The sequence below is a fragment of the Synechococcus sp. N5 genome (genome assembly GCF_900473925.1).
Classification (GTDB): domain Bacteria; phylum Cyanobacteriota; class Cyanobacteriia; order PCC-6307; family Cyanobiaceae; genus Parasynechococcus.
This window is the reverse complement of sequence record NZ_UCNI01000001.1, coordinates 444,610-468,996: the sequence shown is the minus strand read 5'-3', so window position 1 is coordinate 468,996 and position 24,387 is coordinate 444,610. Positions and strand designations below refer to the sequence as shown.

Annotated in this window: 29 protein-coding genes and 1 tRNA gene; 18 read left to right on the top strand and 12 right to left on the bottom strand. The window is 56.7% G+C overall.

Going from position 1 to position 24,387, the window contains the following annotated elements:
• The first annotated feature begins 140 nt into the window (after positions 1-140).
• Positions 141-2,471, top strand: coding sequence for a ribonucleoside-triphosphate reductase, adenosylcobalamin-dependent (nrdJ, locus tag DXY03_RS02700; protein ID WP_115008993.1), 2,331 nt, complete (start codon positions 141-143; stop codon positions 2,469-2,471).
• A gap of 769 nt (positions 2,472-3,240) precedes the next feature.
• Positions 3,241-3,918 carry a site-specific integrase gene (locus tag DXY03_RS11800; protein WP_206749718.1) on the top strand — a complete coding sequence of 226 codons (678 nt, stop codon included), beginning with the start codon at positions 3,241-3,243 and terminating at the stop codon, positions 3,916-3,918.
• Positions 3,919-3,927: 9 nt separating this feature from the next.
• Here the strand turns inward: DXY03_RS11800 and DXY03_RS02690 are convergent, their stop codons facing one another.
• Complete coding sequence (locus DXY03_RS02690) at positions 3,928-4,596, bottom strand: hypothetical protein (RefSeq protein ID WP_136987620.1); 669 nt, start codon at positions 4,594-4,596, stop codon at positions 3,928-3,930.
• Between the two features lie 279 nt (positions 4,597-4,875).
• Here DXY03_RS02690 and DXY03_RS11795 point away from each other — a divergent pair, with 279 nt between their 5' ends.
• The 4 genes from DXY03_RS11795 (at position 4,876) to DXY03_RS11790 (ending at position 8,537) form a co-directional block, all read left to right on the top strand.
• Positions 4,876-5,151 (top strand): hypothetical protein, encoded by a 276-nt coding sequence (locus DXY03_RS11795; protein ID WP_136987619.1) that lies wholly within the window; start codon positions 4,876-4,878, stop codon positions 5,149-5,151.
• On the top strand, positions 5,148-5,393 hold the full coding sequence (locus DXY03_RS02685; protein WP_115008990.1) for a hypothetical protein: 246 nt from the start codon (positions 5,148-5,150) through the stop codon (positions 5,391-5,393). The genes DXY03_RS11795 and DXY03_RS02685 overlap by 4 nt, the downstream gene beginning before the upstream one ends.
• A gap of 551 nt (positions 5,394-5,944) precedes the next feature.
• Positions 5,945-7,777, top strand: coding sequence for an AAA family ATPase (locus tag DXY03_RS02675; protein ID WP_115008988.1), 1,833 nt, complete (start codon positions 5,945-5,947; stop codon positions 7,775-7,777).
• A 520-nt stretch (positions 7,778-8,297) separates the two neighbouring features.
• The gene (locus DXY03_RS11790) at positions 8,298-8,537 is read left to right on the top strand and encodes a hypothetical protein (RefSeq protein ID WP_136987618.1); all 240 of its coding nucleotides are present in this window, start codon (positions 8,298-8,300) and stop codon (positions 8,535-8,537) included.
• A 67-nt stretch (positions 8,538-8,604) separates the two neighbouring features.
• Here DXY03_RS11790 and DXY03_RS02670 read toward each other — a convergent pair whose 3' ends face one another.
• The gene (locus DXY03_RS02670) at positions 8,605-9,165 is read right to left on the bottom strand and encodes a tyrosine-type recombinase/integrase (protein ID WP_115008987.1); all 561 of its coding nucleotides are present in this window, start codon (positions 9,163-9,165) and stop codon (positions 8,605-8,607) included.
• 624 nt (positions 9,166-9,789) lie between these two features.
• On the opposite strand from DXY03_RS02670, the gene DXY03_RS02665 reads away from it, so the two are divergent.
• From DXY03_RS02665 to DXY03_RS02650, 4 genes are all read left to right on the top strand, one after another.
• A complete protein-coding gene (locus DXY03_RS02665) occupies positions 9,790-10,254 on the top strand; it encodes a hypothetical protein (protein ID WP_136987617.1) in 465 nt (154 codons plus the stop codon).
• A complete protein-coding gene (locus tag DXY03_RS02660) occupies positions 10,254-10,703 on the top strand; it encodes a hypothetical protein (RefSeq protein WP_136987616.1) in 450 nt (149 codons plus the stop codon). Before DXY03_RS02665 ends, DXY03_RS02660 begins: the two co-directional genes overlap by 1 nt.
• A 409-nt stretch (positions 10,704-11,112) precedes the next feature.
• Positions 11,113-11,643 carry a hypothetical protein gene (locus DXY03_RS02655; protein ID WP_206749717.1) on the top strand — a complete coding sequence of 177 codons (531 nt, stop codon included), beginning with the start codon at positions 11,113-11,115 and terminating at the stop codon, positions 11,641-11,643.
• A gap of 208 nt (positions 11,644-11,851) precedes the next feature.
• Positions 11,852-11,938, top strand: a tRNA-Ser gene (locus DXY03_RS02650).
• A gap of 430 nt (positions 11,939-12,368) precedes the next feature.
• Here the strand turns inward: DXY03_RS02650 and DXY03_RS02645 are convergent.
• Positions 12,369-12,818 carry a hypothetical protein gene (locus DXY03_RS02645; protein ID WP_115008983.1) on the bottom strand — a complete coding sequence of 150 codons (450 nt, stop codon included), beginning with the start codon at positions 12,816-12,818 and terminating at the stop codon, positions 12,369-12,371.
• Between the two features lie 311 nt (positions 12,819-13,129).
• Between DXY03_RS02645 and DXY03_RS02640 the strand changes: the two genes are divergently transcribed.
• Positions 13,130-13,366 (top strand): hypothetical protein, encoded by a 237-nt coding sequence (locus DXY03_RS02640; protein WP_006850194.1) that lies wholly within the window; start codon positions 13,130-13,132, stop codon positions 13,364-13,366.
• A complete protein-coding gene (locus DXY03_RS02635) occupies positions 13,363-13,785 on the top strand; it encodes a hypothetical protein (protein ID WP_115008982.1) in 423 nt (140 codons plus the stop codon). The genes DXY03_RS02640 and DXY03_RS02635 overlap by 4 nt, the downstream gene beginning before the upstream one ends.
• Here the strand turns inward: DXY03_RS02635 and DXY03_RS12805 are convergent.
• The 4 genes from DXY03_RS12805 to DXY03_RS02615 all read right to left on the bottom strand — a co-directional run bounded on the left by DXY03_RS12805 (position 13,769) and on the right by DXY03_RS02615 (position 15,817).
• Positions 13,769-13,972 (bottom strand): hypothetical protein, encoded by a 204-nt coding sequence (locus DXY03_RS12805; protein ID WP_371637571.1) that lies wholly within the window; start codon positions 13,970-13,972, stop codon positions 13,769-13,771. The genes DXY03_RS02635 and DXY03_RS12805 overlap by 17 nt on opposite strands.
• A gap of 260 nt (positions 13,973-14,232) precedes the next feature.
• Positions 14,233-14,520, bottom strand: coding sequence for a hypothetical protein (locus DXY03_RS02625; protein WP_115009267.1), 288 nt, complete (start codon positions 14,518-14,520; stop codon positions 14,233-14,235).
• Positions 14,521-14,579: 59 nt separating this feature from the next.
• On the bottom strand, positions 14,580-15,275 hold the full coding sequence (locus DXY03_RS02620; protein ID WP_115008981.1) for an SDR family NAD(P)-dependent oxidoreductase: 696 nt from the start codon (positions 15,273-15,275) through the stop codon (positions 14,580-14,582).
• Positions 15,275-15,817, bottom strand: coding sequence for a TIGR00730 family Rossman fold protein (locus DXY03_RS02615; RefSeq protein WP_244272220.1), 543 nt, complete (start codon positions 15,815-15,817; stop codon positions 15,275-15,277). Before DXY03_RS02615 ends, DXY03_RS02620 begins: the two co-directional genes overlap by 1 nt.
• A gap of 35 nt (positions 15,818-15,852) precedes the next feature.
• Between DXY03_RS02615 and DXY03_RS02610 the strand changes: the two genes are divergently transcribed.
• Complete coding sequence (locus DXY03_RS02610) at positions 15,853-16,719, top strand: SdiA-regulated domain-containing protein (RefSeq protein WP_244272218.1); 867 nt, start codon at positions 15,853-15,855, stop codon at positions 16,717-16,719.
• Positions 16,706-17,659, top strand: coding sequence for an SDR family NAD(P)-dependent oxidoreductase (locus DXY03_RS02605; protein ID WP_115008979.1), 954 nt, complete (start codon positions 16,706-16,708; stop codon positions 17,657-17,659). The genes DXY03_RS02610 and DXY03_RS02605 overlap by 14 nt, the downstream gene beginning before the upstream one ends.
• Before the next feature lie 34 nt (positions 17,660-17,693).
• Here DXY03_RS02605 and DXY03_RS02600 read toward each other — a convergent pair whose 3' ends face one another.
• Positions 17,694-18,539, bottom strand: coding sequence for a DUF389 domain-containing protein (locus DXY03_RS02600; RefSeq protein ID WP_371637569.1), 846 nt, complete (start codon positions 18,537-18,539; stop codon positions 17,694-17,696).
• Positions 18,536-18,790: a hypothetical protein gene (locus DXY03_RS12800; protein ID WP_371637567.1), complete on the bottom strand. Its 255-nt coding sequence runs from the start codon at positions 18,788-18,790 to the stop codon at positions 18,536-18,538. Before DXY03_RS12800 ends, DXY03_RS02600 begins: the two co-directional genes overlap by 4 nt.
• An 86-nt stretch (positions 18,791-18,876) precedes the next feature.
• Here DXY03_RS12800 and DXY03_RS02595 point away from each other — a divergent pair, with 86 nt between their 5' ends.
• Entirely contained in the window at positions 18,877-19,743 is an 867-nt protein-coding gene (locus tag DXY03_RS02595) for an EamA family transporter (protein ID WP_115008978.1), read from the top strand.
• On the opposite strand, the gene cobW is transcribed toward DXY03_RS02595, so the two are convergent.
• Together cobW and DXY03_RS02585 are read right to left on the bottom strand one after the other, a co-directional pair.
• Positions 19,680-20,798 (bottom strand): cobalamin biosynthesis protein CobW, encoded by a 1,119-nt coding sequence (cobW, locus tag DXY03_RS02590; RefSeq protein ID WP_115008977.1) that lies wholly within the window; start codon positions 20,796-20,798, stop codon positions 19,680-19,682. The genes DXY03_RS02595 and cobW overlap by 64 nt on opposite strands.
• A gap of 5 nt (positions 20,799-20,803) precedes the next feature.
• A complete protein-coding gene (locus DXY03_RS02585; protein WP_371637631.1) occupies positions 20,804-21,295 on the bottom strand; it encodes a pentapeptide repeat-containing protein in 492 nt (163 codons plus the stop codon).
• A 73-nt stretch (positions 21,296-21,368) separates the two neighbouring features.
• Here DXY03_RS02585 and DXY03_RS02580 point away from each other — a divergent pair, with 73 nt between their 5' ends.
• Genes DXY03_RS02580 through ilvD form a run of 3 tightly spaced genes read left to right on the top strand, consistent with a single transcriptional unit; the run spans position 21,369 to position 24,007 of the window.
• Positions 21,369-21,974 carry a uracil phosphoribosyltransferase gene (locus DXY03_RS02580; RefSeq protein ID WP_115008975.1) on the top strand — a complete coding sequence of 202 codons (606 nt, stop codon included), beginning with the start codon at positions 21,369-21,371 and terminating at the stop codon, positions 21,972-21,974.
• Between the two features lie 36 nt (positions 21,975-22,010).
• A complete protein-coding gene (locus DXY03_RS02575) occupies positions 22,011-22,289 on the top strand; it encodes a hypothetical protein (protein ID WP_114989086.1) in 279 nt (92 codons plus the stop codon).
• Between the two features lie 44 nt (positions 22,290-22,333).
• On the top strand, positions 22,334-24,007 hold the full coding sequence (gene ilvD / locus DXY03_RS02570) for a dihydroxy-acid dehydratase (protein ID WP_115008974.1): 1,674 nt from the start codon (positions 22,334-22,336) through the stop codon (positions 24,005-24,007).
• An 11-nt stretch (positions 24,008-24,018) separates the two neighbouring features.
• Here ilvD and DXY03_RS02565 read toward each other — a convergent pair whose 3' ends face one another.
• Positions 24,019-24,387 carry a hypothetical protein gene (locus tag DXY03_RS02565; protein ID WP_114989084.1) on the bottom strand — a complete coding sequence of 123 codons (369 nt, stop codon included), beginning with the start codon at positions 24,385-24,387 and terminating at the stop codon, positions 24,019-24,021.

Below are 24,387 nucleotides of genomic sequence, written 5' to 3'. Positions count from 1 at the left end.
GCTCCAGCCGCCGCTGCATCATTTGCTGCCGATTCGGAGCTTAGTTTGAACGGGACACTGTTGATGGTGGTAAAGAGACCTTGCTACCCCCATCTGTGGCGTTAGGGTTTCGATACTTGTCCTTCGCCCCAGCACCGCACGTGACCCTCACTCCAAATCGTGTGGAGACCTCTGCGGGAGCTGTCGCCGGGTTCGGCGACTTCCCCGCAACCGCTCCTGCTGCCAACCCGGTCTTCTATCGCACCTACAGCCGCAAAGCCCCCAGCGGCCGTGAGAGCTGGAGTCAGGTGGGCGCGCGAAACCTGGAAGGCCTGCGTCAATTGGGCAACCTCAACGATGCGGAAGTTGCCCTGCTGGCTCGCATGCAGGCCGAGAAAAAAGCTCTTCCCTCCGGCCGCTGGCTCTGGATCGGTGGTACCCGCTGGATCGAGCAGCCCGAAAACTTCTCGGGTTCCTACAACTGCACATCGACCAACCTGGTGGATTGGCAAGCCTTTGGTCTGATGATGGACCTGGCGATGATGGGCTGTGGCACCGGCGCCATCATCGAGCCGCACCTGATCGACCGGCTTCCGGTGGTGCGCAACAGTTTTGAAGTTCTCAGCGTCAGCGAAATCGGCATCACTCCTGCCGCTGAGCGCCAGGACGACTGCACCCACAGCATTGATGGCAACAAGGTAACTATCAAGGTGGGTGACACCCGTCGCGGCTGGGTGGACAGCTACCAGCTGATGCTCGAGCTCAGCAGCGATGAACGGTTCAACGGAGGTCTGATTCAGATCGAGGTGGACCTCAGCGATGTGCGGCCTGTTGGGGAAACGCTGAAGGGTTTCGGCGGCATGGCCAACCCCGTCAAGCTGAAGGATCTCTACGGGCGCGTTGCTCGGCTGCTGAACAAGGCCCAGGGCCGTCGGCTCACCTCAGTCGAGTGCTGTCTGTTGATCGACGAAGCCGCCGTCACGATCGTGGCTGGAAACATCCGGCGCAGCGCCGGCATGCGCCAGTTCGCTTCGGACGACCAGGCGGCTGCGTCCTCCAAGGACAACCTCTGGCAGCAAGACGAGGAGGGCAACTGGAGGATCGACCCCGAGCGTGATGCGTTGCGGATGGCCAACCACACCCGCGTGTATCACACCCGTCCCAGCAAGGACGTGGTGCACGCAGCGGTGACCAAGCAGTTCCACTCCGGCGAAGGCGCGATCCAGTTCGCTCCCGAAGCGATCGCTCGCTCCAATGCCGATCTGCTCACCACCCCTGAGCTGCGAACGGAATTCATTGAGATCTACTGCGACCAGGGTCGTGAGGAAGCGGGGCGTTGGCTGTCCGATAACCATGGCCCCATCGACGCCGACGAGCTGGAGCACCGCCTCAGCCGTTACGGCTTGAATCCCTGCGGCGAGATTCTGGGTGCCGATTTCCACTGCAATCTGGCCGAGGTACACCTCAACCAGATCGACCCCAGCGACGAGGAAGGACAGGCCGATGCCTTCCGTGCAGGTGCCCTCTCGGTTGCTTGTCTGCTCAACCATCGCTTTGAGGTGGAGCGCTACCGCCAGAGCCGTGAATGGGACCCGATCGTTGGCGTCAGCTTCACCGGTCTGTTCGACTTCTTCGTCCATGCTTTCGGCACGGAATGGCTGAGCTGGTGGGAGGCTGGCCGGCCTGATACCGAGGAGGGGCTGCGCTTCAAGGAGCAAGAAGCCGCTTACCTGAGCCGTTGGAAAGAGATCGTCAATCAAACGGTCTGGGACTACTGCGACCGTCATGGCCTGCGTCGTCCCAACCGCTGCACAACCGTGCAGCCTGCTGGCACCAAGAGCCTTCTCACCGGTGCTGCCCCCGGCTGGCATCCGCCCAAAGCTCAGCGCTTCATCCGTCGGATCACCTTCCGCAAGAACGACCCCGTGGCCATGGCCTGCATGGACTACGGCTACACCATCGTTCCCTCCCAGTCCGACAAGGATGAGGAAGGCCGTCTGCTGAATGACCCCTTCGATCCCCGCTGCACCGAATGGCTGGTGGAGATTCCCACCGAGGTGAGCTGGGCCAACCTGCCCGGTGCTGATGCCGTTGACATCAACGGCTTCAGTGCGATGGCGCAATTCGATTTCTACATGCAGGTGCAGCGGCATTACACCGCCCACAACACCTCCGCCACCATCGAATTCCGCGAGCACGAAATCGAACCCTTGGCTGATGCTCTGCATCAAGCTATGGACAAGGGCGAGGGCTACATCTCAGCAGCACTTCTGGCTCGCTTCGATGCCAATGCCACCTTCCCCCGCCTGCCCTTTGAGCCGATCGATGCAGCCACCTACGAGGAGCTGCAATCGGCTGTGGTGAAGCGTCGCGTCAGCAGTGATTTCTTCGAAGCACTGCAGCGTTACGACCAGGGCGAGCTGACCGAAGCGGGCCCGGCCGGGTGTGATTCCGATAAGTGTCTGCTGCCTCTAGCCAAGCCGGAAAACTGAACTGGGAGCACGTCCCGATACAGTTGTCAGGTGTCCTGCGGGACACCTGACACCCTCTGGAGAGGTGGTCGAGTGGTTTATGGCTCTGGTCTTGAAAACCACTGACGACTAAAGCTCCAAGAATTTGACCAAAAGATTTGAGCCCCGTGAGCGCGGGGCTTTTTTATTGCGCTGGAAGGGATCTCGGCGTTTTCTCTGGGTAGTTAGAACCTGGATCTAGCTTGTCTACCGGTTGTAAGTAGGTCGTCACCCGGTAGCTTTTAGGGCACGTTTTTAGGGCACGCTCCAGTTGGAGGACATATCGGAGCAGCTCAAGCAGTCCAACGTTGTTCTCAAGAACAGCAAGGCTGGCGTCACGATCCGGCAGAGACGAAACAAGCTCTGCCTCAGATCAGTATTACCAGCAAAAGATGGAAGCCAAAAACTCACCCAATACGACATACCAACAGGATGTGATGCCAACGCTCCAGGACTGAAGCGATGTCTAAAACTCGCTCAGAAGCTTGCGGCTGAGAAATCTCTTGGATCGTTTGCCTGGTCCAACTGGATCGCAGCACCAAAAGAGGTCCAATCGAGAGCAGAGGTTCAGACCGAAAGTCAGACCGTTGAGGCATGGGTCCAACGGTTCAAGGTTGATTGGTGGGATGACAAGACTCTCGACACAACAGCTCAGAGGTCCCAAGCCAAGCGCTCTTGGTACGCCTACGAGGTGCAGTTCAACCGGATTCCAAACCAGAAAGACCTGCTGACTGTTGATCTGCTGGTTGAAGTGGCGAAAACCACGAAGCCAGGAAGCAAGCCACGGCATGAGTTCTGCCAGAAAGCCAAGGCGTTAGCGAAATTCGCTGACCTCCCTGGAATCAAGAAGCTGGAGAAGGTTCACACCAAATACGTTGCCAAGGTTCCGAAGCTCCCAACTGATGAGGAGCTGTTCGCCTTTGCTGAGAAGCATCGGCATGACGGGCGTTTCGGTTGGTGCTTCGCTGCTTTGGTCGTTTACGGCTGCCGAGTCAGTGAGGTGTATTCGCTGGTTCCAACGGGTGATGGTGGAACGGCATCAGTGCTGACGTTGAAGCAGAAAGGGTTTGACCCCAAGCCAAGAACGGCAATCGCACTGCCGTTTGATTTGGTGGAACGGTTGGACTTATTGAACGTGCAGAAACCGTTTGAGATTTCTGATGGCGAGGACTACGACAGCGATGCTGCCAAGAGCCAAACCGACATGTTCAACAAATGGCTCCAGAAGCGATGGAACGGAAGCACCAAGCTCTCGAACAAGAATGTTCGCCATAGCTGGTGCATCCGCTCGATCTTTGATCCGAAGTTCAGCGATGGACTAGCTGCAAGAGCAGCAGGACACTCTCTGGCGCTCCACACCTCCACCTACGCCAATGCGATAGAGAAGAGGGATATGGAGGAGCAAGCCAAGTTGCTCAGAAACACATAGCTCAATTAGCTATCCCCGCATGCGCGCTGCAATTGGGGACAACATTTGAAGTGCCATTTTCTTTGTATCTTCGCTGGCGATACTTTGAGCAATCGTAATAACAACCCCATCCGTGAAGTATTTAGCCGCTTGATCACAAGGCTTGGTTTTGCCAGAAGCAAAATGCCCAACCATCATCATCATCAGAGGAGTGCCAAACATCTGCATGTATGCGTCGTCCTGAACGTACTGGTTCAGACAGATTTGAATCACTTCACTGGAACTTGGCTCGGCAATGTAAGCTGCAGCCTCAAGAAACTGAAAATACTCGATATTGAATATGTTTTGATGTTTTTCAAATGCAGCTTTCGCCAGCATATTGTAAAGGCAGCGCACAACCTTGCCGAACTTGCGATCACCAGCATCGCCAGACTCGGAAAACAATACATCTGCATATTCACCAGCCCGAAAGATGGAATAAGCGAGAAGATCTTCGTGCCGCATCTTAGAAAGAACACTTACATCGGCCTTGCCGCAAAGTGATCTAAGTTCTCCTTCGCGAGAAAGAATGTCATCACGAGAAGCCCGTTTTGCAGCTTCAATAACAACATCCATGTCCGGAGCTGGGATTAGCTCATCAATGGCTTGAGCAAAGGAAACCAGCCACCCAAGATTCATCTGCGAGAGCTGAAGTGCCATGTAGAACACAAACCACTGAACCAAAGCAAAGGTAGACCACAGGGAATTTTCCGGGTAGTGTCTTGGAAGACCACCTTTCCTCTTTGGTGGGACGGTCCCTGAAGAGCTAGTTACTCCAAGGGATGCTGCGCAATTAAGGCATCACGATCCTGCACACCAGATTGATGGTGAAAAAGGCAGGGCCAGCTGGGGGCAATCCAGATGCGTTGCTAGACGTAGCCGACACTTTCGACGGAACGAGAGGAGAGAAACCAACACAGTTCCGTCGCTGTTTCCATAGTGTCCGAGTCGCTCATCGCGACGTTGACTGCCGAAATTCGGCAGATGCGTCATGACATCAATCTGCTGATTGAGAAATCACCAGATTCGATCAATACGTGGATTCCTCCACGTGAGCTGGGTCGTCTTCTTGGCCTAAGCACCAAGACGATTACCAGTTATCGCAACGAAGGTCGTTTTCGTTCCAGCAGCATCAGAGCCGTCAAACGAGGGCAAAGGACTGACTGGGAATACCACCGCCATGACGCCGTTGAAGACGTCAGGGGGTTGGCATGACCTACCGCGACTATCGAATCGGTTTTTCTGGAACGGACCTCATCAGTCCAACTCAGTTCGAGTATTACCCCGAGCTGAAATATCGGATGCCTCAAGCGCTGGCTCATGCGTTGTATCGCCTCGAAGAGGTTCAAGGCGAAATCAATGACATGGAGCTGTCTGAGGAAGTGAGGCGTGTTGCTCGAAAGCGGCGTCACATCCTCAACGGCTGGATCCGTTATTACCGGGAGCAACTCCAATGAGGTGGCTTCCAACCAACCAGGCGAGTGCTGCGCTGTTCTTGCACCGCAACACCCTTCACAAGTACAGACGAGAAGGTCTGTTCAAGGCTGGAACGCATTGGATCCGTAAAGGCCCCTGGCGTAATGCTGGGTACCTCTACGACGTTGATGCCTGCAAGGAGACATTCCAGCAGTGGGCCGTTGACCCACCACTGCGTCTTCAGCTCATTAACTGCACAAGGTTGCACAGGGCTGAACGTGATTTGCAGGGCGATGTAGTGCACACGAATGGTTTCTCATACGTTGTTAGCGATGAGTAGACATTCCGAAGTGGACTACTACCAGCGGGAGAAATTAGGTGCTCCACTTGCAGATCAGATGACCTTTCGAGTGCAGAAACGGCTTGCCGTATTTATTCGAACGGTTGCTCTTACTGAAGGTCGAGACCCTGCCCAACTGATACGTCGGATGCTGCATGAGGCGTGCCAAGAGATTGGCTACGACCCAGACGCTTTTTGACAAGAAAAAGGCCCCTGAAGGGTTAGGGGCCCATCTACTTATCCAGGTCCATCATGGCAGAGATAACAACTTCAGCCGAATGGCTAAAGGCAGCTACCCATTGCGTTCTGGAGCATTGGTGTGATGCCGATGCTTGGCTTTGGAACGTTCCTGAAGGAAAGCGTTGCCGACCCAATACACAGCGTTGGAAAGGGTTCCAAATCTGGAAGGATCACTTTGATTACTACGACTGGGAAGACCCAGTACATGTAGCGATCTACAACGCTCTGTGTTTCCATCTCAACCCAGAGAGTGGGCCCAAAGACACCAGAGCACCTGAATGGACTCATGGAGTGCGTCCAAAGGATGAAATCATCCAAGGACTGGAACGTTTGATCAATGGCGATCCAGAACCTGAACCGGAGGTTGTTGCTGTTAGCGAGAACCTGCCGGATTACGAAGACCTACCGATAGAGGTCATCAAGGAAACGTCTAACTTCCAGCCATTTGATGACGCACCGGTCAGACCAATGCGGTCTGAGTTTGAGAAAGCCCTCTCTTACACAGGAAGGTTGAGTCGCAAAGCGCTCTGCCCCCTGTTCAAAGAGATGGACATTCTTTGGACTGTTCTCAATGAGCTGGAAGATGTCGCACCTGATTGGACCAACCAGGAGGTTCGAATCAGTGAATGGTTTGCCAATGCCTGTTGCGAGGTTGAGGAGCTTCTCGAAGCTCACCAACGCAAGACCCAGGCACTGAAGGACGCTGTACCCGACAAAGACTGCGGTTACACGGTTCTGTTGGAACGGATGTTCAAAGCCCTGTTACGGGACAACAGAGACCAGTACGAGTTCACTTCTGCGGTTATGCGGCAGAAGTTCCGCAAGAACGACAAACAGCTAATGCCAGACCTCTTAGGGCTCCTCAGAGACCATTACGGGGCCAAAGAGCACAAGGTGGGAGCCATTGACCTCTCCAAGGTCACATCACTGAAATACACGCTTCCAGGGTTCTGGCCGCGTGGTGGTGTGACCCATTGGTTTGGTGGCTCTACTGACGGGAAGACCAGCACAGCATTGGGTGCTGCAAGAGCCGTTATTTACGGCACTGGTTTCCTTGATCAAGAGTTCCCCGGAACTCCGGGGAAGGTGCTGTTTGTTCAGGCAGATGCTGGAGCGCCAAGGTTCAAAGCCGAGTTTGAAAAGCTCGGAATGGACGTTGATCCCCTCATTGCTGAACGATTTGAGGTGTGGGCTCCTGATGCTGAACAAGGTGTTTCAGGCTTCAAGGCATCCATTCCTGGGTTCATCCAGATCAGGAAAGCGCTTGAGGAAAAACAGTTTGATGCGGTGATCATCGACTCCGTTAAGGGCATGTGCTCTGGAACGGGGTTCGATTACGCCGATAACGCCAGCGTTAACTCACTGGTGACGATGCTCAGGGAGTCAATCGCCATGCCCTGCAAGTGCGCCATTGTTCTGATCAATCACCTAGGTGTTGACCAAAACCAGGGTGCTGGAGCGAAGGCATGGTCGGAAGCTGCCGATCAGACCGTTCAGTTCAAGTCTGTTCAAGGGCGTAACGCCAATGAACTGCTCGACATACGAGAAATCGTTGTCTGGAAAGACCCTGTGTATGGACGCCGAGCGTTCCACACAACAATCGAAGACGGCCTGCATGTGTGTTGTGACGACACAGCAGTGGTCAAAGACAAGTCAGACATGGTGCTGAAGTTTTTCCGTGATCAAACCCGTGAAGGCCGTAACCGTTGGAAAGCCAAGGATCTGAAAGCTCAGATCAAAGACGTTTCTTCAGCAACAGTGGAACGATCGCTGGCTGATCTGAGTCGTCACGGTGGACAACTGCGAAAAGTCAGTCGTGGTGTCTATGAGCTGAAGGGGGCCTAATGAAAACCACTAGGGGGTGCAGCTCCTTTGATGGTGGAACGCTCCAGAGGCAAGCAATACCAATGGATCTAGACGTCTATTGGTGTGATGGAAGCGTGAGGGAACGATGGAAACAGGACGTTCCATCAACCATCACCCGTTCCATCAGCGGTTTAGACAGCCAGAACCGTTCCAGGGCAAAGGATCTAGTCATATCAATCATCAATAACCAACACCCCCTTAAGAGGAGAACTAATAAGAGGGGTTTGGAACGGATGACGTACAGCGGTTCAGAACCGGTAATTCCGGTTTCGAAAACTGTGATTCCAGCCCTTGCCCCTGGAACGTCGAGTGCAGGCGAAAGCGCTGTAAACACTGAAAACAGTGATGACAGTGAAAACAGTGATGACACTTCCCGCACGGGTGCGGGTCAAGTGAGAGCAGTCCGGCGGTTTTTGGGACGTAAAACGCCCAAACCGACTGCAACACAATGGATCTACCCCCGGCGCTCTGATGACAGTGGTGTCACCAAAACCACTAAGTGCAGACCATTGGCTACCCGGTTTTTCGACGTTCTGACGGCCCGCGTTTTTCAGGAGAAAAAATCATGAGCCTGGAACGTGAACTGGCGGCCCTTAATAGACGCCTGAAAGACCTCAAGCGGAGGCAAGAGGCCATTCACATGCGTGTATTCACTCGAAACCACGACGAGCCATACCCCGCTGATGCAAGGGATGGCGACTTAGTGGTGACGATTGAAGCGCCATTGAACTGGGAGTGATGGTATGGCCCATTTCGGCCACACCACCACTTAGGTGCTGCTTTGACGAAACCGTCAAAAACGCCATTCACGCACCAGCAAGAACACAGTCGTTCTTCGCCTGATCAGAGACTTCCAAATAGGTTGAAAGCTGACCGAGACTCCGATGTCCGGAGATACTTTGAATCGCCCTTAATGGGATTCCGTTCTCACTAGAAGAAGTCAAAAAAGAACGGCGGAACGTGTGAGTGCTGACACCCACCAGTCCCACCGACTTGGCTGCTTTCCGTAATGCGTGATCGAAACCACGCCTAGTGAGATGTTCTCCAGGGTTACGACCAGGGAAGACCCATTGATCTGGATCGTTCTCTGGATTCGCAACTCGCTTCCAAGCTGCTAACTCGGCTGCAAGTTGTGGATGGATTGGAACGGTTCTGGTTCTTGCTGATCCTTTTGTTGTTGGAGCGGTCAGGAGCAACTGGTTCTCCATGACGTACCTCCACTTGAGCTGCAAGCCTTCGCTCACCCGAGCAGCAGTGCGTCTCAGCACTGTGGCTAAGACACGATGGTTCTCAGGTAAAGCATCCAGAAGCAGATCAAGCTCGGCAGTCGAGAGAACACGTGCTCGACCGAAGCGATCTTTCTTCATAGATCTATTTAGTTACCGAGGTTCAGAGGCCAGGCAGAGACTGCGTTGTCCTCTTCCATAGGGTAGAGGACTTATTACCTACTTATTACCCAGTAGACCTACAGACTATTTAATCAAAGTCGCAATCATTATCACTGATGTCCATATTATGAGACTTTGGGATCTGCAATACTTAGTTCAATTATTATCTCTAAACTTATTAGCAATGCCTATGCAATTAGGGGGTAGGGTAGCGATTTGCTAATCGCAATTCCTAGCGCGGGGAACTTACTGGGATAACAATACATACCCAAGGAGTAATCGTCAACATGCAATCTCTAGTTAATTCAAATGCACTGCATTTAGATGGATGCCATGGGGCAATAAAGGCAGGTAAGATTTAGTTGCGGTCATTTCTTCCACTCGCATGAGTTCCGATTGGGATCTCACTTCTGCTGAGTGGTCAATGATGAGCAGGGCGAACAAATGTGCCAAGCAGTTGTATCCCTACTCATCTCAATCTTCTGAAGCATGGGCCGCTCGTGCTTTCCGTATTTGGAGAACACAGGGGGTACCGCCAGAAGTTCAACGGGACAAACAAAGCCCAGGAATTCTGAACCTCATAAACAAGAGGCCACCTAAACCATGAGCAACATCGAAGCCTTCGTCAGCACGTACCAGAGCCTTTTCCCTGGAACGCCTACTCCTGCAATGCCATCCAAGCCGGAAGATCTTGGTCTCTCGGTTCAAGTGGCGATCAGAGAGAAGAACCCTCGTTTGTGGCAGGCGATGTTTGGCGGTCATGGAGCGCCACTACCTGCTGATGTCGCCATGCGTATGGCGAAGGGTGAGATCTATCCAGAAGATGCTTCTGCCCTACGTGCCAGCAACTACGACGACTGGGCAGCCGTTGCTGATCAGCATCGTGAATCAATCCTGGAACGCACCAGGCAAGCCACTCGTGAACGTGAGAAAGCAATCCACCAGGAGCAACTGAAACGACAACGCGAATGGTCTGAGATGTCGCTGCTTCAGCGCATGGCAGCCAACCCTGTTTCAGAGGTTGCAGCAGCTCAAGCGCGTGAGCAGTGGGGAATCACTGGTCACTGATGACTCAAGCCTTCGTACAAATGCCAGAAGGACGTAGAGGCAGGCCATTCCGTGAGGAACAGGATCTGCCACCACAAATCCAACAGGCGCTTGTTTTGCGTGCTGCTGGAGCGTCTTGGATTGATTGCGCTGCTGGAGCGGGTGTCGATGTCCGCAACCTTCGGAAGTGGCGAAAGCATCCACAGGCAGAGCCATTTCTGAACGAACAGATCAGAGGCAACCTCCAGCAAGCACAGACGCTGTTTGCCGAAGCAGCACCAAAGCTGGCTGAACGTCTCATCAAGTTGGGACTAGATGAGCGGGTGAAGGGTTACACCGCTGTGAGCGCTATCTCAGAGGCGTTCAAAATCCTGCAAACCGGTGTTGTGGACCAACAGCAGCGAGAGCAGATCGAAGCGATCAAAGCGCAGCTCACTGCTCTTGAAGACGGCCAAACGATCGATATTTAGAGTCGATCAGCAGAGTTCAGCCGGTGCAGTGGACCTGAAGCCCGTCGACTGGTCAAAAGTCGAGTGCTGCTTCGTCTACTGCTATCTGCGAGAGAAGGATCAGACCCCTTACTACGTAGGGATTGCCAAGAGGCGCGACCGCATAACGGCCCACCACACAGTTCATATCCCACCCAATCGGGCTTACATCCGGTGCATGCGATCAGGCCTGACGCATAAGGAAGCTCAGGCATGGGAGCAGTTCTATATCGCCCATTACGGGCGCAAGGACACTGGAACCGGGATTCTTCGGAACCAGACAGATGGTGGTGAGACAGGAGGTCTTGGCCGTGTCTGGACAGAGGAGATGCGCAAGAGGCACTCCGAGGCCCTCACAGGACGGACATTGTCCGAGGAGTGCAGAGCCAAATTGTCGGCAACCAAGACGGGGCAAGCGATGACCCCAGCAAGGAGGAAGGCTCTTAAGCCCTACTGGGATGAAGTCGCAAGACCTCAAGCAGAAAAGATGGGTGTCGATGTGGAGGCCTACTGCGCCTTGCCCACGGAACTGAAGAAGAAGGTCGTCGACCGCTTCAAGTACGGGGGCTTCAAGCCAGAGGACCTAATGAAGGACCTTGATGGCGAGAACCGATACGAGCGGGCTGGCTTGCGACAGAAGCTCGGTGCCGCCGAGAAATACGGAATCGATCCTGACTTCTACCTGACTCTCAATGACAAGCAACGACTGAAGATCGCAGGGCGCTATTCCGAAGGGATGCGTGGTGAACGCTTAACCCAGCACCTAGACCTAAACATGCGTACCGCCCGATCGCTCGAGCGATACGAATGCACGCTTGAGCAGTGGAACAGCCTCACCACCAATCAGAAGGCCAAAGTCAAGCACCGCTGGAAGAAGGGCTTGCGCGGAGCAGACCTCTTCTACCAATTGCCTGACAGCTGAAGTCAGCCCCTCGGACAATTAGGGCACGTTTTAGGGCACGCCCGATTTAGGGCACGCTTGCAGCCAAGTTGTCGAGGTGCTGGAACGAGCTGTTTTGAAGCCTGTTCTCCTCATACACTAGTCCAGCAGACCCATTGGCAGCACTAGCTTCAAGCCACGTTGACGATTGGGTAGACTAATCAAGTCGATCCAAGGGATTGACCCGCCTGGAGAGGTGGTCGAGTGGTTTATGGCTCTGGTCTTGAAAACCAGCGTGTCTTCACGGGCACCGTGGGTTCGAATCCCACCCTCTCCGTTTTGAACCACCTGAATCAATGATCTAGACGATCGTTGGTCTTGAAATGAATCAGGAAATGTTGTGTGGCCGACGGTGATGCACCACCGGAGCGATTCGACCACGTCGATACCTTGACGGGCCAATCACTGCAGATCGATTCATCACCAGGTTTCTTAAGAAACAAATGGATTTGACCACTGCAGTAGCAGGAGTCAAACACAAAGGCGTCGGACATCGCTCTGTCCGGCTTCCAAGCCCGATTAGCGACTTGGCGGTGCCACTATGAGCCGAATCGTCCGCATTTTTGAAGGGGTTGCGCTGGGATTTCTGGACATCCACAAATTGCGCCCAAGACTCAATCTGATTCCTACCTCGTCGGCCTCGATCAATCTCTTGACGTTAAGGCTCGTGCATCGATGGGTGAAGTGACTAAACAATTGAAATCTGATCAGCCCATCTGGGTGGGAGCCTCAATACTGCTGCCGTCAAAGTCGAAGATATAAGCCGATTCCTCAGCAACCAATTCACGGATCTCCTGGCGGGGGATATAAAGTGAATCAGTTTCACCAGCCATGCATGACTCTGCATGGCGGCAGTAATAACAGGCGTAACTAAAACAAGGCTTACGAGCTCTGGGGTCTTGTTCGATCCCATGCTCATCCATCAAAGAGCGCACAAGGCGGCAACAAAAGCGTTGCTTCTGGATTTGCATTAACGCGAAATCACGAAGCACGTCTTGCATGCTTCGATTCATCGAAGCGCAATAGGCCTTCAACAGAGTGTGCTCCGATTCAGACATTCTGACGTTGACGACCTTGTCAGCCTGAACCGAAGTTGCGCCCATCTGCTCCCAAGAATCCACGCCTACATCATATCCATGGATATGCAGATTTTGCATAAAAAAACTTCGCCTGGGTGCTCAACAATCAACACCTGGAATCACCGGGACAAGGAAAGATGGCAGCCCAGACAGGGCTGAATTGACGGCATAGAGGCACAACAATTGCAGCCAGATGGTTCAGGCCTGGCACCTCAACGGGGTGGCCCACGAATCAGCTATGCAAGCAGCACCCTGGCGGTCACGCCACAGGGCCGAGCAATGCAGAGGAGAAACCCCGAAGCAACCCCAAAGACACCCGACAGATACTCAAGAGTTGCTCAGCAGCATCTCTCGAGCTACCCTGGGGATGCTCCGGCAGCAGACGGGTCATGATCAAAACCTCCACTCGAGAGACCCAGGTGAAGCTCACGGTCTCCGTTCCACCGAGCCTTCATGTGCTTCTTCGCGGCTGGGCCCTGTGCGAAGGACGTGAGCTGACCAGCGTTGTACTTCAGTGCGTGGAGCTGTCGGTGCGCCAACTCAAAAGCAATGGTTCCATTCCCAGCGCAGCCATCCGCGCCTATGAGGCTGCCTGTGATGAACGTTTGGCTGTGGGAGGGTTGTGATCGTGCAGCTTGATCAGATCGAACAAGCGCTTCAGGCTCCGGTGATGGACGCCGTGATTGCCCTGAGCGAAAGGGTGCAAACCCTCGAGAACAATCCTGAGGGGCGGATCTACACCGCCTATCGCGCTATTGATCAAACTCTCTCCTTGGGGTATTCCGAGAACATCGATGCGATCGGTGAACAGCTCCGCGAACGCGACTTCGTGCTTCTCGCGAACCGTCGGGGTACACGTCGAGAGCAGAGGTTGCTGTTACTCACCCTCAAAGAGATCGGTATCGCCAGCAGCTACAGCGAAAACTGCTTTAGCGCATCGCCGAACACGGTGAGCCATCTCAGGCACCTGGGCTGGCCCTTGGGCAATCTCAAGCAAAACGCCAACGGCACCAAGACGCGCAAACGCTTCAACCCGGGGCGCTGAGCAACGATCGACAGCGTTGCACCATCGCTGCCACAACGGCAGGATCAGCGGCGGCTCGATCGCCGCGATCCATGTCCCGGTACGAGTCGGCAACCGCCCACGCTTTGGAGGCCGGTTCATTCAGATGTCGTGGGATGAGATGGAGATGAAGGTGCTGGGCTGCCTCACCAAAGGCAATGACATACACGCGCTCTCATCCGCTGATCTGTTTCACAAGATCGCTGGCATCGCGAACAGCGCACCCCCAATCAGAAGCCTCGGCCGCCGTGAAATCCACGGGGCCGGAACAGTGCCTTTGTGAATCCAAGAGAAGCCAACCTGGTAGGGGTGCTGGGTCCGGGTGATGCCGCAAAACCCAGAGTTCAGAGCGCTGAATCTCATACCGCGCTTGCGCGGTGGGATCAAGATGAAGCTGGCAGATGGCGCAGTTTTCCACGGGGATGATCTTCAACGACGAACAGCACCACGGCCATTACCGATCAGCCCAAAGTCGATGATCAAACCGATCAACACCACCAACAGGCCACTGAACGACGACACGCCCCCGAACGAGGCCGCAGCCCAGCAATAGCCGAGGGTTGTGGTGGGGAGAAACAACAGACCCAGGATGGGAAGCAACGGGTTGGGAACACTGGTGCCACTGAAGGGCTGCAGCACGAAACTGCTGTTGATCAACCACATCAACACCAAAACCAGGCGTGGAGCCAGCAGGCCAATCGCCGCCAGAAGACACATCGCAAGGCAGGGACGCTGGGCGACATCATCTGACGGCGACATCGTCCTCACTGGAAGATTCAGGTTTCAAGCGAGCAATTCATCGCCAACTCGAACGGAACGGCGGCGTTGGGGATCGACAACAGGCTGCTCGAGAGAGACGCAAGATCCTCGGGTTGGGTCATCGCGGCAGGTTCAACGGCCGTCACCGCACGAGCCATATCGGTGTTGACCCAACTGGGACAGATGGCGGTCACTCGAATCCCCTTGTCCCACCCTTCATTGCGCATGCTCTGACAGAGCCCCATCAAGGCGAATTTGCTCACGGGATAACCCGCCATTCGACCTTTGACGCGTTTGCCACTCATCGACACCAGCATCTGGATTCGTCCATGGCCACTGCTGACCAGATACGGCCAGGCCGCACGGGTCAGCCACCAGGGCCCCTTCACGTTGATTGCCCACAGTTCATCAAGCTGCTGCTCTTCGCCATCCGCAAACAACAACGGGGTTCGATGCAAAATCCCCGCACAGTGGATCAAGGTGTCGATGGCACCCCAGCGACGAACGGTGCTGTCAACCCAGGCTTCAACACTGGCTGGATCGTTGGCGTCGTAGGCGTGATGCAGCACCGTACCGACGTCCAGGTCTGTTCCCCTTAGAGCCTGCGGATCCCGCAGACCAAGGCTGAGGCGGTGACCATCCTTGAGCAACCGTCTGGCAATGGAACGTCCGATGCCACGACTGGCTCCGGTAAGCAAAACCATGCGTTGCATCAGGACGCGTTGAGGAGTCGATCGATCAGCAATTCTGGCGTTGTTGCATCCAGGAGGAGCTGGCGATTCCGCTGCGAGAGAAAGCCCGTCGAAACGCTTTGATCCAAAAAGCTCAGCAACGCATCGAAGTAGCCATCGATATTGAGCATGCCGATCGGCTTGGCATGAAAACGAAGCTGAGCCCAGGTCAAGGCCTCAAACAACTCGTCGAGGGTTCCCAGGCCTCCGGGCATGGCAACGGCTGCATCGGCCAGGTCGAGCATTCGCGCTTTGCGCTCGTGCATCGATCCCACAACCTCGAGATGGGTCAAACCGGAGTGCACCACTTCATCCTGCGTTAACGCCTCGGGGATCACCCCGATCACCTCCCCTCCAGCCGCCAAAGCGGCATCAGCAACAGCGCCCATCAAACCAATGCGAGCGCCGCCGTAAACCAGGGCCATGTCCTGGGTGGCGATCAGTGCACCCAGCTCAGTGGCAGCAAGCTTGAACAGGCTCGAGTCGCCGCTCGAGGAGCCGCAGTACACAGCGATTCGATTCATGGCGCCTGGCCGTGATCCATTCATCCTCACCTGGCATGGCTGGCAAAAACGAGCCAAGCCTCGAGAATCACCAGGAACGGGTCCCGATGAGGATGACCTCGATGGGCCTTGAGCTGCTGAGCCGTCACAGGATTCGAGACCCAGGCCTCGGCCTGAATGAGCCATCCGGACTGACGCTGAACGCGGATGGATCAGCGCTGTACTCCGTCAGTGATGACACCAAGGCGATTTTTCGTTTGGATCTCAAAGGCAGGGTGTCGGTGAGCGACTCGTTCTTCATCGGCCTCGACGGCTTGGAAGGCATTGCACTCCGTGGCGATGACAGCGAGCTACTCGTGGTGCAGGAGCGGAGCAATTCTGTGGTGGTGGTGGTGGATCTGAACAGCCAGAGCGAACGGGCTCGGCGCCCGCTGTCAGCCATGACCAACTACGACACGATCGCGCACCACTTCCCAGACCCTCCGGACAACAACGGATTGGAGGGCATCACTGTGAACACCAGGAACAACCATGTGGTTGCGGTGAAAGAGCGCAAGCCCGGTTTGCTGATCGAACTGGATTCCACACTCACCACAATCCTCTCCACACGAGTGCTGCAAGCCAGCCAAGGGTTCATGCATCCCGAACTGAAGGCCGAGAAGCTTGATTTCTCGGGCCTGAGCTACGACAGCAGCAGCGACACCCTTTGGATCGTCAGCGACAAGGGGCGGTGCCTGTTCCAGTACGACTGGGCAGGCGACACTGTTCTCCAGCGCCTCGATCTCACCATCAGCACGGGAGACAAGCCAAAGCGGATCCCCAAACCAGAGGGTGTTGCCTTCGATCCCGGGCGGAAAAGGATGTACGTGGTGAGCGATCGAGACGCTGATCTCTACGTGTTCAAACTCCATGACGACTGCTGAACAGCGCCGCGTTCTGATCACCGGTGCCAGCAGCGGCATTGGCCTTGAAGCGGCAAAAATCCTGCTGGCCCGTGGTGATGCACTCACCGTTGTTTGCCGCAATGCAGAGCGGGCGAAGCGAATCCGCACGGCTCTGTCGGGTTCCGTTGACACCTGCATTGCCGATCTGGCGGACCTTGCGTCTGTGGCCGAGACGATCGAACAACTCCGCCATCACGAGATGCCATTCGATGCACTGGTGCTCAATGCCGGGTTGCAATACGCCGGCCACAGCTCCCCCCGTTGGAGTGCACAGGGCATTGAACTCACCTTTGCAGTGAACCACCTGGCCCATCAACTTCTGGCGGAAGGATTGAAGGAGCAAACCCAAGCCATCGTGATCACCGCCTCCGAGGTGCACAATCCAGCCACCGGCGGAGGACGGGTTGGCCAGCCTGCAGGGCTGGGCTCGCTACAGGGACTGCGCCAGGGCCCCGGGGCACCGATGGTGGATGGAGAAAGTCCGTTCAATGCAGACAAGGCCTACAAAGACAGCAAGCTCTGCAATCTGCTGATGGCCCTGCAGATCCACCAGCAGCGTCCGGACATACCAGTCGTGGCCTGGAGTCCGGGGCTGGTGATTCCACGCACGTCAGAGGGGTTTTTCAGAAACAGTCGCCAAGCCAATCCACTGGGGCAGGCCTTGTTTGGGTTGGTCGCTCGGGATCTCTTGCGATTAACGGAAAGCGTTGAGCGGGCAGGGGCACTGCTGGTGCAGCTCATCGATGAACAACTTAATCAACCGGGATTCAGCTACTGGAGCAATGCCCTGTTGGGCCCTGGCCGGCATCAATTCAAACCAACGGAACCCTCCGAGGAAGCGAAGAACAGCGACACAGCGACGATGCTCTGGATGTTGTCGAACAATCTGATCAACTCGTTTTTAACGCCATCCCGCTGATCGCCAAACCGTTCACAAACCAGCATCCATTGCATCAGTTCATTGACTGATTATCAAACTTGTACACACGGTTGGGAATCACACTGATGTTGACGTCCAGGTCATCCAAGCCGAAGTCTTTGGCTCTTTTCAACATCTGCTGATTGACATCGTTCATAAAGGATTGATCCAAGATGTCTTCGGGTGCATTCAGCACAATATCCAGCCTTGCCTCGTTGTTAACAACACTGACGCTGCTGTACATCAGACGAACTTTTGACCACAACCTCTGGTTGCCTCGCGCGAGGGCGACACGTTTGAGTTGTCCTGCTTTGAAGCGACCAAATTCCGCATCCATCTGCTGCCGCACACTGAAGTCATGCAATGCCGATGACAAGGGCAGGCTCAACAGCCCGAGCAATCCCAACCAGACCAGAAGATTGCGCCAACAGCTGCGGAATGAGCCGTAACTCTGCAGCAAAAACACCACATGGGTGGTGACGGTGATGCCGATCAGGTTCGCCAGAAAAAGCAGAAACGAGCCCTCCGCGATCTGGTTGGTGAGACCCGCCACCGTTCCACGGCCAAACACAGCAACCATTTCCGAGCCGAGCGTGAGGCCAATGCCGGTGACACAGAGCGGTGGCACAAGGGCGACAGCAATCGCCACCCCTGCAATCGAATTCGACAATTGCTTGCGGGTCATCGAGAACGACCCGGCAACGGCCGCCGCGATGGCGATGCCCAGATCAATCAAGTTGGGAGACGTGCGGCCAGTGATCTCCGACTGCACATGGCTGATGCCCAGTCCCAAACTGATCAACGCGGCGGTTCCAATCACCGCCAGAACGCCGAAGCCAATGGTGACGGCGGAACGTCGGATCAATCTCCCATCGCTCACGGCCAAGCCAAAAGCCAGCTGAGGATGGGGTCCATCAACGGAGCGACGATCATGGCACCGATCACAACCGCCGTGCTGTTGGAGATCAGCCCGTGGCTGGCGATCACTGCAGAGCTGATCAGAAGAATGAAAAAACCAAGCGATGGCTTGGATGAAGCGATCCGAGCTTCATAAAGCTCCGTGCGAGGAACACGACTTTCAAGATGAACCGCCCAATGCCCCGACAGGGTTTCCAGCAGATGCCCCAGCACCGTGCACGTCTCCAGGCCTCACATTTCTGAATTGTGCACAGAGTTCTCGACTGCGCAGCAGACTGCACAACGATCAACACCAGACCATGACGGGTGTACTGGCAGCCCTGGGAGCAGCCATGGCCTGGACGGGAGCCAGTGCGCTCTGGCGATCGCTATCAGGGCGAGTCACGGCGATCCGGCTCAACGCCATGAAGAACGGCTTGGCCAGCCTGTTGTTTCTGCCGGTTCTGCTCACACTTCCGCACAACACCGAGGTGCATGCTGTTCTGCTGCTGTTAATCAGCGGCTTGATCGGCATTGCGGCCGGAGACAGCTTCTATCTCGGGGCGTTGCGGCGACTCGGCACCCGACGAACCCTCACCGTGGAAGCCAGCGGTCCGGTGCTGGCCAGCATCGCTGGGGTTCTGGTGATGGGGGACAGCTTGGCCGTGAAAAATGGTCTCGGCGCGCTTTTGGTTTCAAGCGCGGTGGTTCTCATTGCCATGCAGGCGAAAGAGACGAGCCAAGTGGAGAGGGGGGGCAGCGCTGCTGACTTCGGCATCGGTCTGCTGTTGGCACTCACCGCCGTGGTCTGTGGCCTGAGCGGAGCATTTCTAGCCCGTCACGTGCTGATCAGCAGCGACCTCACCCCATTGCAGACGGCATCGATCCGGCTGCTGGGCGGATGGCTTGGTCTTCTTCCCTTCCTCAAAGGGATCTGGAGACAGACCAAGCTGAAGCAACGGGAGCAATGGAAGCTTGTGATCGCCACCGTGGTCGGAACCAACGGGGGAATCCTGTTGCAACAGGTGGTGCTGCAAACGATGCCCGTTGGAGAAGGGGTGACCCTGATGGCTACGGCACCAGTGATGGCTCTTTGTGTGGGCCGAATGGAAGGAGACCCGATTCAGCTCTCCGGCGTAGCTGCCGCGGGGCTGGCCTTGGCCGGTGTGGCCTGCACAAGCCTCTGAAGGCCGGATTCCAGGGCCGGAGCTGCAGCCTCGTTCAAAGCCAGCACCACCAGATCAGCACCACAGCCCTGATCGGGACGCCAGGCATGGCTGGGAGCTGCTTCAAACCAGCTGTTCAACCGCGGACCCACCATCTGGATCTGAAGCGGAAGCGTTTTGCTGGGCAGCCAGACACGCCCCTTGAGTCGAACCACCTGGTGATTGCTGACCAGGCTGGGCAACAGCTGCTCGAGGGCCTGACGGTCCAAGGCCCCTTCCACACGAACATTGCTGCCGACCATGTCGACATGGCTGTGGTCGTGATGGTCGTGGTCGTGGTCGTGATGGTCGTGGTCGTGATGGTGGGTGTGGGCCTCCTGGGGAGTGGGCTTGTGATCAAGGCCCAACACAACGGATGTCTCCACCTGTCCGTGAGACACAGGAAGCAGAGCGGTACCCGGGCGCACTTTGTCTTTGATCCGCCCCTGCACCTCAGCCATCGCTGATGCGTCCAGGCAATCAGCCCGGCTGATCAAGACCAAGTCAGCGGCCTGGAGTTGATCCTCAAACAAGTCGTCGATCGCTGTGAGGTGATCGAGGCTGGGATCCTCGGCCCGTTGCCGCTCCAGCGCTTCAGCATCAGCCACTGGGCTGCCTGCAGCCAAAGCTTCGCCATCCACCAGCGTCACCACACCATTCACATGCACACGGCTGCGGATGGCCGGCCAATCCAGGGCCTGAAGCAGAGGCCTTGGCAAAGCGAGACCGCTGGTTTCAACAACGATCCCATCCAATTGATCCGCCCGTTCCAGCAACGTCTCCATGGTCGGCAGGAAGTCGTCCTGCACCGTGCAGCAGAGGCAGCCGTTGTTCAGCTCAACCAAACGGCCGTCCACCTCCTCCTCAGGACAAAAGCCGCAGCTGCGAATCAGATCACCATCAAGCCCAACGCTGCCAAATTCGTTGACCATCACGGCCAATCGCTGACCGCCACGGGTGAGCAGATGGCGGAGCACCGTGGTCTTGCCGGCCCCAAGAAACCCGGTGATCACGGTCACCGGAAGACGCTTAGCCATGACGATTAGGGGCGGCAGCCCAGGCTCTCACGGGTGGAGACACCACTGATCGGATTGGATCCATCCGCCCGAGCGCAGAGGGCCCGCTGTTGGGGAAGGTCGATCACGGCGTTGGTGAAATCAGCACCGTCGATCTGCGCGTCCGTGAAACGGCTCTGCATCATCATCGCGTTGGTGAAATTGGCCCCCCGGAGATCGGCGCCCTCGAAGTGGCTGGCAAAGCCCACAACATCGGAGAGATCGGCATCACGGAGATCGGCCCCCTGCAGTTGCGAGGTGTTGATCACAGCACCGCGCAGGTCTGTGCCGCTGAGATTCACCTCGCGCAAATCGGCCTTGAGGAACTCTTTTTCCTTGAGGTCAAGACCGTGCATATCCGCGCTGATCTCCTGAACTGCGAACTGACCACGCAGCTCGGGAGCGGTGATGGCCTGCACTGATTCAGCCCAAGCAACAGTGCTGAACGCCAGCGTGATCACCGCCAGCAGCGAGGCCATACGTCGAAGGGCGCCCATGAGACCGGTAATTTGAGCAATCACGTTATGGCAACTGTCCGCGGAGCGAGTCGATATGGCCATGAGCTTGCGGGTGGTGGTTCCACCCCATCCCCTGATCGGCCATTGGCTGACCATGCTTCGGCATCGGGAAACCCCTACGGCCCTCTACGCCACAGCCCTGCAGGAACTGGGCCGGTGGCTCACCTACGAAGCCCTGCGGGACTGGCTGCCCCATCGCCGGGAGATGGTGCCCGGACTCCATGGGGACACCGAAGGCACCCTCGTTGAAGCATCGGTACCGCTGATCGCCATTCCAGTGCTGCCAGCAGGTCTCGAGCTTTGGCAGGGAGGACGATCCGTCCTTCCCGATTCCTCCCTCTGCCTGGGGTCCTGCCCACAGGAGATCGAAGCCAACGCCGGGGTGATTCTGTTCGTGGATCAGATCAGTGATGGTGAGGCCACCCTCAAGCTTCTGCAGGAGCTCCAGAGCAAGGGTGTGGATGGACGGCGGCTGCGGCTGATCACTGCCCTGTGCGCCAGTCCTGGACTGAAGCTGTTGGGTGAAGCGATTCCAGACCTAACGCTGCACACCGCCTGCATTGACGAGGGCGTGGGGGAACAGGGTGAGATTCGTCCGGGAATCGGTGACCCTGTGCGACGGCTGAACCTCAGATCTTGAGGGCATGACTAACCTTCAGGCAGGTTGAACGCACCCATGGCCCAGCAGCACGACACGGGCTCAGGCACCCTGGCAACCCTGGTCACCGGAGCAGTGCTCGGTGCTGCAGGGCTGGCCTGGTGGCTCCTCAACGAAGCCGACAGGCGCAGGCGTTACGGCGCGCAAAAATCGATGTTGCACGCACCGCGGATGCAGGACGGTTCCGAAGTGCTGGACAGCGCAGGCAACGGACACCTCGAGGAGCGGGTGGAAAAACTCAACGCGGAGATCGCCCGCGTTCGCGCCCAACTCGAGGGACTCGGTAGCGAAGGATGAGCGCTCGGTAGGTTGGCTTGATTGCCACTGGTCCGCTCCGTTCCATGCTTCGCTCCGACGCCGTCACCAAGGGGATTCAGCGGTCTCCCAACCGCGCCATGTTGCGGGCCGTGGGCTTTGGAGACAGCGATTTCGGCAAGCCCATCCTGGGCATCGCCAACGGCTACAGCACCATCACCCCCTGCAATGTGGGGCTGAACGACCTGGCCAAACGAGCTGAGGAAGCGGCCCGGCAGGCCGGAGGCATGCCACAGATGTTCGGAACCATCACCGTGAGTGATGGAATCTCCATGGGCACCGAAGGGATGAAGTACTCCCTGGTGAGCCGTGAAGTGATCGCTGACGCCATCGAAACGGCCTGCAATGGCCAGAGCATGGATGGGGTGCTGGCCGTTGGTGGCTGCGACAAGAACATGCCCGGCGCCATGCTCGCGATGGCACGGATGAACATCCCTTCTGTGTTCGTCTACGGCGGCACGATCAAGCCGGGCAAGCTGGGCGGCTGTGATCTCACGGTGGTGAGCGCTTTTGAAGCGGTCGGCCAACTGACCAGCGGCAAGATCGACGAAGAGCAGCTCACCGCAGTTGAGAAAAATGCCTGCCCTGGGGCTGGCAGTTGCGGCGGCATGTTCACCGCCAACACCATGAGTGCCGCCATCGAAACGATGGGTCTCAGCCTCCCCTACAGCTCCACGATGGCTGCCGAGGACGAGGAAAAGGCCGACAGTGCCGCTCGCTCCGCCGAGGTGCTGGTGGAGGCCGTGAAAGCCAACATCCGCCCCCTGGATCTGCTCACCAAGGAAGCCTTTGAGAACGCCATCAGCGTGATCATGGCGGTGGGTGGCTCCACCAATGCGGTGCTGCACCTGCTGGCCATTGCCCGCACCGCCCGCGTTGACCTGAGCATCGATGACTTCGAACGGATTCGTCAGCGGGTGCCGGTGATCTGTGATCTCAAGCCCAGCGGCCGCTACGTGACCGTTGATCTGCACAACGCCGGCGGCATTCCCCAGGTGATGAAGCTGCTGCTGGATGCAGGCTTGCTGCACGGCGACTGCCGAACGGTGGAGGGCAAAAGCCTGAAGGAGTTGCTCGCCGATGTGCCCTCGGAGCCGCCCTCCGGGCAGGACGTGATTCGCCCCCTGAGTAATCCGCTTTACGCCAAAGGGCACCTCGCCATCCTCAAGGGCAACCTCGCCAGCGAGGGAAGCGTGGCCAAGATCAGCGGTGTGAAGACACCTGTTCTCACCGGCCCGGCGCGGGTGTTTGAAAGCGAGGAAGACTGCCTTGCCGCCATCCTCGACAAAAAGATCCAGGCCGGGGATGTGGTGGTGGTCCGCAACGAGGGTCCCGTCGGTGGACCGGGCATGCGGGAGATGCTGGCTCCCACCTCAGCGATCGTTGGTCAGGGCCTTGGGGACAAGGTCGCCCTGATCACCGATGGCCGCTTCAGCGGCGGCACCTATGGCCTGGTGGTGGGTCACGTGGCTCCTGAAGCCGCCGTTGGCGGAACGATCGGGCTGGTTCAAGAAGGCGACAGCATCACGGTTGATGCCGATCAGCTGCTGCTCCAACTCAACGTGGATCACGCGGAACTGGATCGCCGCCGGGAGGGATGGAGCAAGCCGGAACCCCGTTACCGCAACGGAATTCTCGGCAAGTACGCACGGCTCGTCTCCAGCTCAAGCCGGGGTGCGACCACCGACCACGCCGATTGAATTCGGCGCGATCAAACAGCCGGTTGCACCAGAGCCCGTAGGCGCCGACCCAATGCTTCAAGCGGGGCGGCATCCTGCGGTGCCGCACAGCGCTGCCCCGATGCGCCATCCATCCAGACCGGATGGCGCCCGTGCCAGAGCATTGGACGTTCCGGTTGGTCCCACCAGCTCAGCATCAGATTGATTTCATCGCCACTCCGATAGATCTCCAGTTCAAGATCCTGATCGGAGCAACGCTGGCCGTCACCATCACGGCATTCAATCCGCACGTGCAGATCGTCGATCTGTTCTGGAGCCGAAGGATCGATCAGAACAACAGCATGGCTCCAAGGCTTGAGGCAAACATCAGCCGCCTTGGCAATCAACACCAGAAGGTCCAT